Annotated in this window: 13 protein-coding genes; 4 read left to right on the top strand and 9 right to left on the bottom strand. The window is 72.1% G+C overall.

What is annotated here, in order from left to right; translation table 11 throughout:
* Positions 1–411 (bottom strand): DUF2000 family protein, encoded by a 411-nt coding sequence (locus tag QFZ27_RS02415; protein WP_429224490.1) that lies wholly within the window; start codon positions 409–411, stop codon positions 1–3.
* Positions 412–513: 102 nt separating this feature from the next.
* Here QFZ27_RS02415 and QFZ27_RS02410 point away from each other — a divergent pair, with 102 nt between their 5' ends.
* Positions 514–1,341, top strand: a complete 828-nt coding sequence (locus QFZ27_RS02410) for an AraC family transcriptional regulator (protein ID WP_429224489.1) — start codon at positions 514–516, stop codon at positions 1,339–1,341.
* A 149-nt stretch (positions 1,342–1,490) separates the two neighbouring features.
* Here the strand turns inward: QFZ27_RS02410 and QFZ27_RS02405 are convergent, their stop codons facing one another.
* Genes QFZ27_RS02405 through alkB form a run of 4 tightly spaced genes read right to left on the bottom strand, consistent with a single transcriptional unit; the run spans position 1,491 to position 5,290 of the window.
* The gene (locus QFZ27_RS02405; RefSeq protein ID WP_429224488.1) at positions 1,491–2,621 is read right to left on the bottom strand and encodes an NAD(P)/FAD-dependent oxidoreductase; all 1,131 of its coding nucleotides are present in this window, start codon (positions 2,619–2,621) and stop codon (positions 1,491–1,493) included.
* Positions 2,618–3,805, bottom strand: coding sequence for a mannonate dehydratase (uxuA, locus tag QFZ27_RS02400; RefSeq protein ID WP_429224487.1), 1,188 nt, complete (start codon positions 3,803–3,805; stop codon positions 2,618–2,620). Before uxuA ends, QFZ27_RS02405 begins: the two co-directional genes overlap by 4 nt.
* 13 nt (positions 3,806–3,818) lie before the next feature.
* Positions 3,819–4,592, bottom strand: coding sequence for an SDR family oxidoreductase (locus QFZ27_RS02395; protein ID WP_429224486.1), 774 nt, complete (start codon positions 4,590–4,592; stop codon positions 3,819–3,821).
* A 44-nt stretch (positions 4,593–4,636) separates the two neighbouring features.
* Positions 4,637–5,290, bottom strand: coding sequence for a DNA oxidative demethylase AlkB (alkB, locus tag QFZ27_RS02390; protein WP_429224485.1), 654 nt, complete (start codon positions 5,288–5,290; stop codon positions 4,637–4,639).
* 150 nt (positions 5,291–5,440) lie between these two features.
* Here alkB and QFZ27_RS02385 point away from each other — a divergent pair, with 150 nt between their 5' ends.
* Positions 5,441–6,082: a glutathione S-transferase family protein gene (locus QFZ27_RS02385; RefSeq protein ID WP_429224484.1), complete on the top strand. Its 642-nt coding sequence runs from the start codon at positions 5,441–5,443 to the stop codon at positions 6,080–6,082.
* 148 nt (positions 6,083–6,230) lie between these two features.
* Here the strand turns inward: QFZ27_RS02385 and QFZ27_RS02380 are convergent, their stop codons facing one another.
* Positions 6,231–8,069: a chloride channel protein gene (locus QFZ27_RS02380; RefSeq protein ID WP_429224483.1), complete on the bottom strand. Its 1,839-nt coding sequence runs from the start codon at positions 8,067–8,069 to the stop codon at positions 6,231–6,233.
* 123 nt (positions 8,070–8,192) lie between these two features.
* Between QFZ27_RS02380 and QFZ27_RS02375 the strand changes: the two genes are divergently transcribed.
* Complete coding sequence (locus QFZ27_RS02375) at positions 8,193–8,366, top strand: hypothetical protein (RefSeq protein WP_429224482.1); 174 nt, start codon at positions 8,193–8,195, stop codon at positions 8,364–8,366.
* Positions 8,367–8,442: 76 nt separating this feature from the next.
* Complete coding sequence (locus QFZ27_RS02370; RefSeq protein WP_429224481.1) at positions 8,443–8,601, top strand: DUF3309 family protein; 159 nt, start codon at positions 8,443–8,445, stop codon at positions 8,599–8,601.
* Between the two features lie 16 nt (positions 8,602–8,617).
* On the opposite strand, the gene hrpB is transcribed toward QFZ27_RS02370, so the two are convergent.
* From hrpB to QFZ27_RS02355, 3 genes are all read right to left on the bottom strand, one after another.
* Positions 8,618–11,068 (bottom strand): ATP-dependent helicase HrpB, encoded by a 2,451-nt coding sequence (gene hrpB, locus QFZ27_RS02365; protein WP_429224480.1) that lies wholly within the window; start codon positions 11,066–11,068, stop codon positions 8,618–8,620.
* Entirely contained in the window at positions 11,065–12,840 is a 1,776-nt protein-coding gene (locus tag QFZ27_RS02360; protein ID WP_429224479.1) for an SLC13 family permease, read from the bottom strand. Before QFZ27_RS02360 ends, hrpB begins: the two co-directional genes overlap by 4 nt.
* A 110-nt stretch (positions 12,841–12,950) precedes the next feature.
* On the bottom strand, positions 12,951–13,616 hold the full coding sequence (locus QFZ27_RS02355) for a hypothetical protein (RefSeq protein ID WP_429224478.1): 666 nt from the start codon (positions 13,614–13,616) through the stop codon (positions 12,951–12,953).
* Positions 13,617–13,846: the final 230 nt, after the last annotated feature.

Genomic DNA, 13,846 nt, shown 5'->3' with positions numbered 1-13,846 from the left:
TCACGGGTGCAGCGACAGGCCCTTCAGCACGCGGTCGACATCCTTGCGGTCTTCATGCATGGCGAAGCCGACCAGGTCCAGCGCCTCGCCCGGCACCGCCTTGACCGCGGCGCGGTTGGCCTCGTCATGGCCGGTGGCGAACAGCTCGGCGGTGTAGATCGCGATCCGCAGGTTGCGGGCCAGCGCCCTCGCATGCGCCGCCTTCAGCGCCTCGGCCGTGCCGGCGAAGACCAGCACCGGCTGGCGGAACATTGGCAGGTACAGGTTGCCCGCCCCGTCCTCATAGGGTGCGCCGACCAGCTCCGGCCGGGTGGCGGCGAGGCCGCTGACGGTGAAGGCGGTGACGTTCAGCTTCTGCCACACCGGCAGGTCCTCGCGCAGGGCGACGGCGATCTTGGTGTCGAACCGCATATGTCCTCCTGATGATCGGCAGGACCCTAGGAGCGGGGGCGCACCCCCGGCTTGTACGATCGTGCTGTGGCGGCGGTCACCCGCGGGGCCTAGGATGCCACCATGGACAACGGTGAATGGGTCACGGTCGGGCTGGACCGGCGCTTCGGCGTCGAGCGGTTCCGCGCCCATTTCACCGCCCATTGCTACGAGCGGCACGCGCACGAGACCTACGCCATCGGCCTGACCGAGGCGGGGTCGCAGAGCTTCCACTGCCGCGGCGGCACGCATCGCACCCGGCCGGGGTCGGTCATCACCTTCAACCCGACCGAGATCCATGACGGCCACGCCACCAACGCCGAGGGCTTCCTGTACCGGATGCTGTATGTCGCGCCGGAGACGGTCGCGGCCGTGCTCGACGATGCCGGCATCCGCCCGCCCTGGGCGCTGGCCTTCCCCGACATCCTGTCCGAGGACCCGGTCCTCGCGGCGCTGATCGCCCGCACCGTCGACGCCTTCGCCGAGCCGGGGGCGACGCTGGCGCGGTCCGAGGCGCTGGCGGCGATGGTGGTCGGGCTGGCCCATCGCCAGGTCGGGGTCCAGGCACCCAGCCTGTCCCGACCCGCCGACGCGGCGCTGGCGCGGGTGCGCGACCATCTGCACGCCCATCTCGACGACGACGTCACCGCCGACGACCTCGCCGCCGTCGCGGGGTTGAGCCGCTTCCACATGTCCCGCGCCTTCACCCGGCGCTACGGCGCGGCGCCGGCGACCTATCTGCGCTGGATCCGGCTGGAGCGGGCCAAGCGGATGCTGGCGGCGGGCGAGGCGCCGGCCCAGGTGGCGGCGGCCACCGGCTTCACCGACCAGGCCCATCTGACCCGCCGCTTCAAGGGCGCCTACGGCGTCACCCCGGCGCGGTTCCAGAAGGCGGCGCGGGCAGCGGCGTAGACTCTTCCCCTCACACCCTCCCGCCGCCAACGCGGCGGGCCCCTCCCTCTCCCCGAGGAGAGGGAAATACGAGCGGTCCCTCTTTACCTCTCCTTGGGGAGAGGTCGAAATCGCGTAGCGATTTCGGGTGAGGGGGTACGGTCTCTCCGCTACGCGCGTCCCAGCCCCAACCGCTCCACCACCTCGTCGGCAATCGACAGGCTCGAGGTCAGTCCCGGGCTCTCGATGCCGAACAGGTTGACCAGACCGGGCACGCCATGCCCCTCCGGCCCCTGGATCACGAAATCCGCGGCGGCGGCGCCGGGCGGGGTGATCTTCGGGCGGATGCCGGAATAGTCCGGTTGCAAGGCCCCGTCCGGCAGCGCCGGCCAGTAGCGGCGGATGGCGGCGTAGAAGCTCTCCGCCCGCGCCGGGTCGACGCGGTAGTCGAGCTCCTCGACCCATTCGACATCGGGGCCGAAGCGCACCCGGCCGCCCAGGTCGATCGTGGCATGGGTGCCCAGGCCGCCGGGCACCGGCACCGGATAGATCAGGTGGCGGAAGGGCGGCCGGCCGGACAGGCCGAAATAATTGCCCTTGGCCAGGTAGGGCTGCGGCACCGCAGCCTCCGGCACGCCGGCGATGCGGCGGGCGACCGCCGGGGCCGACAGGCCGGCCGAGTTCACCACCCGGCGGGCCAGCAGCTCCATGCCGCCATCCTCGGTGGCGACCTGCAGATGCAGCCCTTCGGGCGTGACCGCGGCTGATTCCAGCCGGCTGTGATACGCGATCATCGCACCGCCGGCCTCGGCGTCGCCCAGCAGCGCCAGCATGAAGCCGTGGCTGTCGACGATGCCGGTGGCGGGTGAGAACAGCGCCGCGGTGCAGGCGATCTCCGGCTCCAGCGCATGTGCCTCGTCCGCGGTCAGCGGCCGCAGCGAATCGTCCTCGCCGGTCAGGCCGTTGACCCGGGCCGCCGCGGCAATCCGGACCAGTGTCGCGGCCTCCTGCTCGTCGGTGGCGACGATCAGCTTGCCGCAGCGCTTGGCGGTGACGCCGTGCTCGGCGCAGAAGCGGTACAGCGCCCGCCGGCCGGCGACGCAGTGCCGGGCCTTCAGGCTGTCCTGCGGGTAGTAGATGCCGGCATGGATCACCTCGCTGTTGCGGGCCGAGGTCTCGGTGCCGAAGGCGTCCGCCGCCTCCAGGATGATCACCTCCTGCCCGGCCAGGGCAAGCGCCCGGGCGATGGCCAGGCCGACCACCCCGGCGCCGACCACCACGGCATCGACGGTGTCGGTCATGCCGCGCCGCGCAGCTGGCCGATCGCCCGCGCCACCCCGCGCAGCTCCGCCAGCCCCTTCAACCGGCCGATCAGCGAATAGCCGGGGTTGGTCTTCTTGTGCACGTCGTCGGCCAGCAGATGGCCGTGGTCCGGCCGCATCGGGATCTCCCAATCCGCCCGGCCGGCAGCCTGGCGCGCCCGCTCCTCCGCCAGCAGCGCGTCGATCACGGCCACCATGTCGGCGCCGCCCTCCAGGTGCTCATCCTCGAAGAAGGAGCCGTCGGGCTCGACCGTGACATTGCGCAGATGGGCGAAGTGGATGCGCGGCGCGAACTCCCGCGCCATCGTCGCCAGGTCGTTGTCGGCGCGCGAGCCATAGGAGCCGACGCACAGCGTCAGCCCGTTCGCCGGCCGGTCGACCATGGCCAGCACGGCGCGGGCATCGGCGGGGGTGGAGACGATGCGCGGCAGGCCGAACAGCGGGAAGGGCGGGTCGTCGGGGTGCACGGCCAGCCGGGCGCCCACCTCCTCCGCCACCGGCACCACGGCGGCCAGGAAGGCCTTGTAGTTCGCTCGGAAGTCGTCGGCGGTGATGCCGGCATAGGCGGCCAGGCGGCGCTCGAACCCGGCCCGGTCGTTGACCGCGCCGGCCACGCCCGGCAGGCCGGCGATGATGGTCTTCTCCAGCTCGGCCTGCTCGCTCTCGCTCATCGCCGCGGCGCGGTCGCGGGCGCGGGCCAGCACCTCCGGCCGATGGTCGGCCTCGGCCCCCTTCCGCTTCAGGATGAAGGCGTCATAGGCGGCCATGTCGACCGCGTCGAAGCGCAGGGCATAGCCGGTGGTGGGCAGCCGCCACATCAGGTTGGTGCGGGTCCAGTCGACCACCGGCATGAAGTTGTAGCAGACCGTCGTCACCCCGGCCGCGGCGACGTTGCGCAGCGACTGGGCGAAGGTGGCGATGGCCTCGGCCGCGCCCGCACCGCCGGTCTTGACCGCGTCGGGCAGGGGGATGCTCTCGACCACCGACCAGGCCAGGCCGGCGGCCTCGATCACCGCGCGGCGCTCGGCGATCTCCTCGGCCGGCCAGACGCTGCCGTCCTGCCGGTGATGCAAAGCGGTGACGATGCCGCTGGCCCCCGCCTGCTTGACATGGTCCAGCGTCACCGGGTCGTTCGGGCCGAACCAGCGCCAGGTCTCCTTCATCGTCTCCCGTCCCTCATCGCGTGTTGATCTTGTTGCGGCCGACCAGCGGATACTGCTCGACCTCGTACACCTGGCCGGTCACCGGCGCCGACCGGTCGGACAGCCAGAACACCGCATGCTGCGCCACCTCCTCCGGCCGCAGGATGCGCCCCGTGGGGGCGAAGGCCGGCGGGATGTGCTCGGCCCAGTCGTCCGGCTGGCCCTCGCGGCGCTGGATCGCGCGCTCGGTCTCGGTCAGGGTCCAGCCGACATTCAGCTGGTTGACCCGGATGCGCTCGGCCGAGAGCGAATCGCCCAGATTGCGCGTCATCGTCATCAGCGCTGCCTTGGACATCGAATAGACCAGCAGGTTGTCCTGGCCGCACAGGGCGTTGACCGAGCCGATATTGACGATGGCGCCGCCGGTGCCCTGGCCGCGGAAGGCGCGCACCGCCTCGCGGCACAGCAGCAGCGGCGCGCGGGCATTGACGGCGAAGATGGCGTCGAAGCCAGCCTCGTCGGCCTGCTCCAGCGTGGTGCGGGCCAGGGACGCGGCGTTGTTGACCAGCCCGTCGATCCGGCCATGGGTGCGCAGGACGGCGTCGATGATGGTCGTTGCAGCATCCGGTGCGGTCACGTCGGCCAGCACCGAGGCGACGCCGCCCAGATCGACCGCGGCCTGGGCCAGCGCCTCCGCCTCGATGCCGTGCAGCACCACGGTGGCGCCCTCGGCCTGCGCCGTCCGGGCGATCGCCAGGCCGATGCCGGAGGACGATCCGGTGACCAGAATGACCTTGCCGTGAAGCATCGCGCCGTCTCGTGTCCGCTCAGCCCACCGACTTCATAGCGGCATCACAGGGCCTTCCGAAAGGTCAGGTTTATCCGCTGGCGGCCGAGCAGCGCATGGCTGCCGTCCGGCAGGGTGGCGATGCCGTGGAAGGCCAGCCGCGCCGGGCCGCCCCAGACCGCGACGTCGCCATGCTCCACCCGCACCCGGCGGGTCGGGTCGCTGCGCTGCAGCCCGCCGAACAGGAAGGTCGCCGGCAGGCCCAGCGAGACCGAGACGATCGGCGCGCCGGTGTCGCGCTCGTCCCGGTCCTGGTGCAGCGACAGGCGCGAGCCGGGCTCGTAGCGGTTGATCAGGCAGGCGTCGGGGGCGAAGGGGCCGAAGCCGGCCTTGATTGAGGCGGCGTCGGCCAGCGCGGCGAAGACCGGCGGCATCGGCGGCCAGGGCCGGCCGCCGATCGGGTCTTCGGTGTCGTAGCGGTAGCCGCTGCGGTCGCTGACCCAGCCGACCTTGCCGCAATTGGTCATCGCCACCGACATGCGGTAGCCGCCGGGCGTGACCAGGTGGCGGAACGGCGCGTCGGCCTCCACCGCCCTGACCGCCGCAATCAGCGCCTCGGCTTTGTCGCGGGCGAAGCCGCGCAGCAGCACGGCGCCCTCGGCCAGGATCTCCTGGTCCGGCCCCGGCCCCGGAAGGCTGTCGAACAGATCGGCCGTCATGCTCCGGCTCCCGTCATGCGATGCCGTCACCCTGTCTCTCTGCGCCGCGGCGGCCGACCCGTCCCTTGCGCTCGAATTCGGAGCAAGAAGCGGGGTGGCGGGGCCGCGGCGCGATGAAATTCTTCAAGTCTCACTCGCCCGAGGATGTCCATGATCACCCTCTACGACTACCTGCCGTCGCAGAACGCCTACAAGGTCCGGCTGCTGCTGTCGCAGCTTCAGCAGCCTTACCGCACCGAGATCATCAGCATCTTCGAGGGCGAAGGCCAGCGGCCGGAGTATCTCGCGATCAACCCGACCGGCGCGGTGCCGGCGATCAGGCTGGACGACGGAAGGGTGCTCGCCGAGTCCAACGCCATCCTGGCCTTCCTGGCCGAGGGCACGCCGTACCTGCCGGACGACCGCTTCGCCCGGGCCAAGGTGCTGCAATGGCTGTCCTTCGAGGGCGACTATGTCCAGTCCACCATCGCGACGCTGCGGCATTGGGTCATGACCGGCAAGGTCGCGCGCCGCCCGGCCGCGCTGGTCGAGGCCAAGCGCAAGGGATCGCTGAAAACGCTGGCGATCCTGGACCGCGAGCTGTCGCAGCGCCCCTACATGGCCGGGCCGGCCTACGGCGTCGCCGACATCGCGGTGTTCGCCTATGTCCACCGGGCGGAGGAGGCGGATCTGCCGCTGGCGGAGTACCCGCATGTGGTGGCCTGGATCGACCGGGTCCGGTCGCAGCCGCGCTTCCTGGCAGAGACGTTTCCGTACTCGATCGATCCGCACTCCGCGAACGAACTGCCCTGAGGGCTCAGAGACCGTTTGGAAATGCGCTGGTGTGAGTCGGCTGGCGGTGGTTTCGAGAACCGGAGCGCAGCGGACGTTGGTCCGTGAGCACCGGAAGCGCAGAAACCGCCGTCAGACGGCCGCACCAGTAGCGTTTACAAATGGTCTCTCACTCCGTCGACCGGAACCAGCGTTCGCCGACATCCTCGGCCCGGCGGCGCTCCAGCTCCTCGCTGTAGCGGCGCAGGGCGTAGGCTTCGCTGACATAGCCGATGATCCGCCGCTCCTGCGCGTCGCTGACCACAGGCAGGGTCTCGGTCTCCGCCGCCTGGAACAGCTCCAGCGCCGTGCGGATCGTCTGGCCGGGCAGCAGGATATAGGCGGCGGCGTGGCGCAGCGCGCCGATCTCGGTGGTTTCCGCCTCGGCATCGTGATCGGCGTTGTGCGCGTCCGATACCTGCACCACCCCGGCGGCGCGGCCGGCGGCATCGGTGACGAAGACGCGCTGGGTCGATCCGACCGGGAACTGCCGGCGGAAATCCGCCACCGTCGTCGTCTCCGGCACGCTGCGGGCATCGCGGCGCATCAGCCGGGCGACGGTCAGGTCGCGGATCCAGCCGACATCCTGGGCGCCGCGGATCGCCTCGCCGCGCAGATGGAAGCGCCAGGTGGCGAAGGAATAGCCGAACAGGTGCCGCACGACCGCGGCCGCGACCACCACCCCGACCATGACGCCGATGGTGACGGAGAAGTCGCCGCTCAGCTCCAGCGCCAGGAAGGTCATGGTCAGCGGCCCGCCGATCACCGCGGCGGCCATCGAGGCCATGCCGACCAGGGAATAGGCCAGATGCTCGACCGGATGGCCGGGCAGGGCCAGCGCCGTCAGCTGGGCCAGGATGCCGCCGAACAGCGCACCGGTCAGCAGCGAGGTGAAGAACAGGCCGCCGCGGAAGCCGGCGCCGAGCGAGATCGCCGCCGCCGCGGTCTTGGCGACCAGCAGCAGGGCCAGCGCGGTCAAAGGCGGCGCCAGGGTCAGGTCGGCATAGAGTGCGCCGTGGCCGGAGCTCAGCACCTCCGGAAAGCGCAGCGCCATCAGTCCGACGATCAGCCCGCCCACGGCGGGGCGCAGGATCTGCGGCAAGGCCAGCCGGCGCATCGCCCGCTCGGTCCAGGTGACGCCCTGCATCATCAGGATGCCCAGCCCGGCGCAGGCCAGGCCGATCACGACGAAGATCGCGTAGTCGGCGGGATGCAGGCCGGTGGTCCAGGTCACCGTCAGGAACGGGCCTTCGTTCAGCAGCACCCGCTCGACCGCCGTGGCCGCCAGCGCCGCCGCCACCACCGGCGCCAGCGTCGCCGCGGTGTAGGCGCCCATGATCAGCTCGAAGGCGTAGAAGGTGCCGGCCAGCGGCGCGTCGAAGGCGGCGGCGATGGCGGCCGCGGCACCGCAGCCGACGATGGTGCGCAGATCGGCCCGGCGCAGCCGGAAGATCTGGCCGATGCGCGAGGCGAAGCCGCCGCCGATCTGGGTGTAGCCGGCCTCCATGCCGACCGAGGCGCCGACGCCGCTGGACATCAGCGTGGCGCCGGCGACGACGAAGCCGTCGCGCAGCGACATCCGGCCGCCATAGAGCGCGTTGGCCTCGATCGGGTCGACCGGCGGGCGGGGGCGCCAGCGGCTGATCGCCCACATCACCCCGCCGAAGGCCAGGCCGCCCAGCACCGGCACCAGCACGGTCAGCAGCGGGCTGGTGTCGATGCTGGCGCTCAGACGCCGGCCACTCGGCAGGGCGAACAGCAGCTCGTGCATGAGCTGCAGCGCCGAGCGCAGGGCGACGACGGCCAAGCCGACGATCACCCCGATCGCCACCGCCAGCAGCGGCAGCGCGACCTCGTTGGCGCGCACGGCGCTGCGCAGCCGGGTCCACAGATGCAGGCGCAGCAACTGCCGACGCAGGCCGCGCGGGGACGGGGAGGGGATCGCGTCTTCGGCCTGTGGCGTGGCCATGGTCGCCGTCGTGTCGGGAGGTCCCGTCCTTGTGGCCGAGGCGGGCAGGCGGCGCAAGGGATCCGGGCTCGACGAATGGTCGCAACTGGGTTCTAAGGAACGCGGGGTGACGAGGATGACGCGATGGTTCTGATCGGCTGCTTCCTGCCCTTTATCCTGGCGCTGCTCGGCGCCGTGGCCGGCCATCTGCTTGGCAGCGGCAGCATCGGGCTGTGGGGCATGGGCATCGGCTTTGCCGCCGGGCTGGCCCTGGCAGCGGTGATCGGCGCAGTGGCGATGCGGTCGAAGCGCGACTGACTGGCCCAGCCGGTAGGAACTGAAATTTCCCAACACGTATTGAGGGAATCACCACGAACAACGGCGAGGTGCCGTCATGGGTATCGGAACCATCCTGCTGATCATCCTGATCGTCCTGTTGATCGGCGCCTTTCCGTCCTGGCCGTACAGCAGCGGCTGGGGCTACGGCCCGAGCGGGATTCTCGGCGTGATCGTCGTCGTCCTGCTGATCCTGGTCCTGATGGGACGGATATAGCTTAGCCGCGGCGGCCTCAGCTGCCGCGCGGCTTGGCCCGTGCGGTGGCCGGGGCCGCCAGCGGATCGTCCGGCCAGGGGTGGCGCGGGTAGCGGCCGCGCATGTCCTTGCGCACCTCGGCATAGCTGCCGGCCCAGAAGCCGGCGAGGTCGCGGGTCACCTGCAGCGGCCGTCCTGCCGGCGACAGCAGGTGGATCGCCACCGGCACCCGGCCGTTGCCGACGCGCGGCGTGTCGGCCTGGCCGAACATCTCCTGCAGCTTGACCGCCAGCACCGGCTGGCCCGGGTCGGCATAGTCGATCGCGGCGCGCCGGCCGCTGGGAATCGGGATCGTGGCGGGCGCCAGGGCATCCAGCGCGCGCTGCCGCTCCCAGCCCAGCGCTGTGGACAAAATCTGTCCCAGGTCCAGCCGGTCGAGATCGCTGCGCCGCCGCATGCCGCCGAGATGCGGCCCCAGCCACTCCTCCAGCGTTTCGATCAGGGCGGCATCCGACCAGTCGGGCCAGGCTTCGCCCTCCAGCGCCCGGGCGAAGCCGGTGCGCCGGCGCAGCGCCACCGCGCCGTCGCGCCAGGGCAGGGCGTCGAGGCCGAGCCGCCGCACCCCCTCCAGCAACGCCGCGGCCACGGAAGCGGGATTCGGGTTCGGCAGCGCCGCATCGGCCAGGACCAGCGCGCCAAGCCGGCGCTGACGACGGGCGGCGACGGCCTGCTCCGCCGCATCCCAGGCGACGGTCTCGACCCAGGCGATGCGGTCGCCCAGCACCGCCTCCAGCGTCGCCTCGTCCAGCGGCGCCGCCGCGAGGATGCGGGCTTCGCGCCCGGTGTCGTCGGTCTCGGCCACGGCGAGATAGTCCGCGCCGGCCAGCGGGTCGCTGTCCCGCAACGCCGCGCCGCGGCCATTGGCCAGCAGGAAGCTGCCGCGCCCGCCCGGCCGGCGCTTGGCCACGCGGTCGGGATAGGCCAGGGCCAGCAGCGCCCCGGCATCCCCTGATCCACCGCCGGGACCGAGGCCGAAGCGCCGGGCGATATCGCGCGCCGCCTCGCGCAGCCGGGAGACCGCCGGGTCGCCGCGGTCGCGATGCAGCATCTCGATCGAGGCGCGCAGATCGGCCTCCGATGACGGGCGGCGGCCTTCCAGGATCGCCGCCAGCTCCGCCGCGGTGCCGCCGACGCCCTCGGCCTTGGCGCGCAGCACCATATGGGCCAGGCGCGGATGCAGCGGCAGCCGGGCCATCGCCTTGCCATGGGCCGTCGGGCGGCCGTCCGGATCGATGGCGCCGAGTTCGGCCAGGAGTGCCCGTGCCTGGGCCAGCGCGGCGGCCGGCGGCGGGTCGAGCCAAGCGAGGTCGCGGCCGCCCCACAGCGCCAGCTCCAGCGCCAGCGGCGCCAGGTCGGCGACCAGGATCTCGGGCGGGTCGAACGGCGCCATGGCGCCCTCGCCGGCCTTGGCCCACAGGCGCCAGCACACGCCCGGCTCGGTCCGGCCGGCGCGGCCGCGGCGCTGGTCGGCGGCGGCGCGGGCGATGGTCACCGTCTCCAGCCGGCTCATGCCCGTCCGCGGATCGAAGCGCGGCGCTCGGGCCAGGCCGCTGTCGATCACCACCCGCACGCCCTCGATGGTCAGGCTGGTCTCGGCGATGTTGGTGGCCAGCACCACCTTGCGCATCCCGGCCGGCGCCGGGCGGATCGCCTGGTCCTGAGCCGCCGCCGGCAGGTCGCCATAGAGTGGCGCCACCGTCACGCCGTCGCCGAGGCCGGACAACTTCGCCTGCACCCGCCGGATCTCGCGCGCGCCGGGCAGGAACACCAGCAGGCTGCCCGTCTCCTCCGCCAGCGCGTCGCGCACCGCCCGGGCGACCGCATCCTCGACCGCCTCGCCGGGGCGGGGCGGGCGGTGATGCGTCGCCACTGGGTAAGCCCGGCCCTCGGAGCTGATGATCGGCGCATCGCCCAGCAGGCGCGCCACCGGCCCGCCATCCAGCGTCGCCGACATCACCAGCAGGCGCAAATCGTCGCGCAGCACGGCCGTCTCCAGCGCCAGGGCCAGGCCGAGATCGGCGTTCAGGCTGCGCTCGTGGAACTCGTCGAAGATCACGGCGCCGACGCCCTCCAGCGCCGGGTCGTCCTGCAGCATCCGGGTCAGGATGCCCTCGGTCACCACCTCGATCCGGGTGTCCGGGCCGATCCGGCGGTCCATGCGGATGCGGTAGCCGACGGTCTCCCCGACCCGTTCGCCGAGCAGCGAGGCCATGTGCCCGGCGGCGGCGCGGGCCGCGATCCGCCGCGGCTCCAGCATGATGATCCTGCCGCCACTCAGCCAGGGCTCGTCCAGCAGCGCCAGCGGCACCCGCGTGGTCTTGCCGGCGCCGGGTGGCGCCTGCAGCACGGCGCGGCCGCGCTGGGCCAAAGCCGCGCGCAGGGGCGGCAGGGCCGTGTCGATCGGGAGAGGAGAGAGGGGCTGGGTCACGCGGTGAAGGGCCAGACGATCGGGATCAGCAGGACCGAGACGATGATGATGATGGCGTCGAGCGGCAGGCCGACGCGCCAGAAATCCGACACCTCATAGCCGCCCGGCCCCATGATCAGGGTGTTGTTCTGGTGGCCGAACGGGGTCAGGAAGTCGCAGCTTGCGCCGATCGCCACGGCGATCAGGAACGGGTCGGGGCTGAGGCCGAGCTGCTGGGCGATGCCGATCACGATCGGCGCCATGATCACCACGGTCGCGGCGTTGTTCAGCATCGGGGTGACGGCCATGGTCGCGGCCAGCACGACGGCCAGGACGAGATGCGGCGGCAGGTCCTGGGCCAGAGCGGCGATGCCGTCGGCCAGCAGTTGCGCCGTGCCCGTGGTCTCCAGCGCGCCGCCGACCGGGATCATCGCGCCCAGCAGTACGATCACCGGCCAGTCGATCGCGGTGTACAGGTCGCGCAGCGGGATGGCGCGGGCCGCCAGCATGCCCATCACCGCCAGGGCGAAGGCGATGGTGGCAGGGACATGGCCGGTCGCGGTGGCGGCGATGGCGGCGACGAACAGGGCCAGCGGCAGCCACAGGTTGCGGCTGCGCAGCGTCAGGCGGCGCTGGGCCAGCGGCAGGCAGCCCAGCGCCTGCAGCGTGTCCGGCAGGGTGTCGGCATCGCCCTGCAGCAGCAGCACGTCGCCGGCCTCGATGGCGATGTCGCGCAGCCGCCGCTTCACCGGATGGCCGTGCCGCGACACCGCCAGCAGGTTGACCCCATGGCGGCGGCGCAGGTCGAGATCGGCCGGGCTGGACCCGCGGATCCAGGCATTGGCCGGCACCACCGCCTCGGCGGTGACCAGGTCGCGCAGGCCGCCGGCCTCCGGCGGATGCTCGGCCGCCAGGGTGATGTCGCCGTCGCCCAGCGCCTGCTCCAGCGCCTGGGTGTCGGCCTGCACCATCAGCAGGTCGCCGGGCGCCAGATGCTCCAGCCGGATCAGCCCGGCGACGCGGCGCTTGCCGCGGACGATGCCGAGCACGACGATCCGACCCTTCTGCGCCTCCTCGAAGGCCATCACCGAGCGCCCGGCCATCTTCGACTTCGGCGTGACCTCGACCTCGGTGGCGTAGCGGCTGATCTCGAAGCTCTCCTCCTCCGCCCTGCGGCCACGGCGGCTGGACGGGATCAGCCGCCAGCCGATCAGCAGCATGTAGGCCAGGCCGGCGGCGGTCAGCGCCAGGCCGACCGGGGCGAAGTCGAACAGGTGGAACGGCTCGCCCACCGCCTTCTCGCGAAAGGCGGAGATCAGCAGGTTCGGCGGCGTGCCGATCAGGGTGATGGTGCCGCCCAGCAGCGTGGCGAAGGACAGCGGCATCAGGATCGCCGACGGCGAATAGCCGGCGCTGCGCGCGGCCTGGATCGCCACCGGCAGCACCAGCGCCAGCGCCCCGACATTGTTCATGAAGGCCGAGATCAGGGCGCCGAAGCTGCACAGCACCACCATCTGGGCGAAGCGGCCGTCGGCCACGCGGGCCAGCGCTGCGACCATCCGGTCGACCGCGCCGGACAGGGCCAGCGCCCGGCCGATCACCAGCACCGCGGCGACGGTGATGACAGCGGGGTTGCCGAACCCCGAGAAGGCCTCGTCGGCCTTGACCAGCCCCAGCAGCACGGCGGCCAGCAGCGCCCCGACCGCCACCAGGTCGAAACGGATGCGGTTCCATACGAACAGGGCCAGAGCCGCGGCTAGCAGCCCGATGATCGCGATCTGGTCCTGGGTCATCCGGGTTGCGGTCCGTTCGGCGGGTCTAGAGAGACTGTCTACACCCCGATGTGCCGATTCGTGCCTGTCCGTCGCGATGGGCGGCATTCCTGCACCGGATGGAGCGTCCGTCAGTAGCCCAGCGTCACCATCGAATAGATGTCGGTGCCCATTTCGACCGCCTCCAGCGCCGGGTTCCGGCGACCACCGGAGACGGTGCCGCGCACCACGATCGGCCGGCCGGGGGCCAGGCGGCTGCGGTCGGGGTCCATCGCCAGGGCGAAGGCGGGAGAGAAGCGGATCAAGGTCTTGTCCTGCAGGATCACACCGTCGGGCCGGCCGGCGCCGTCGGTCAGCACGAAGTCGATCAGGCCGCTCTTCTCGGTCAGCATCGGCCGGGCCGGGACATAGACGGTGGTCGTGGCGGGGGCTGCGATCACCGTGGCCGGCGCCTGCTGAACCACGCGCGGGGGAGCCGCGACGACCACGCGCGGCGCCACCACCGCCGGGGGCGGCGGCGGGGCCATGACCACAGGGGCGGGAACGGCGCGGGGCGGCGCATAGGTCACGGTCGGCGGCGGCGGCGAGACGCGGGCGGGTGCGGTCGAGATCACCTGCGGCGCGGTGTAGGCCGGCGCCGCCACGGCGACACGCGCGGGCTCGGTCGTGATCACAGTCGGGCGCTCGGCCGTGGTCCCGGCTTCGGTCGGATAGGCCCAGGGCGTGGTCTCGGTGCAGGCGGCCAGGCCGGCGGCGACGGTGGCCGCCAGCGCCATGCGGGAAACACTGTCTCTCATCTCGGACGCCCTCACTGCCCATTGCCGCCGGTCGGTTGCGATGCCGGCTTCGATTACTGAAGTATGACTCTATTTCTCATAAACAGTCGTGAAACATTCGGGTATCGAAAACGGTCGCTGCCCCGAGAAGAAGGGGGGCCATGCGCGGAACCGGCTTGCACCCCCCGGGTGCGGCGGGTAGAGGACGCGATCCGCCGTTTGTCCGCCTTGTCTTTTCCTGCCCCTGGAGT

Origin of the sequence: Inquilinus ginsengisoli (assembly GCF_050434925.1) — a bacterium.
Classification (GTDB): Bacteria; Pseudomonadota; Alphaproteobacteria; order DSM-16000; family Inquilinaceae; genus Inquilinus; species Inquilinus ginsengisoli_B.
Note: the sequence above shows the minus strand (reverse complement) of the source record. Positions and strands in the feature narration are given on the sequence as shown.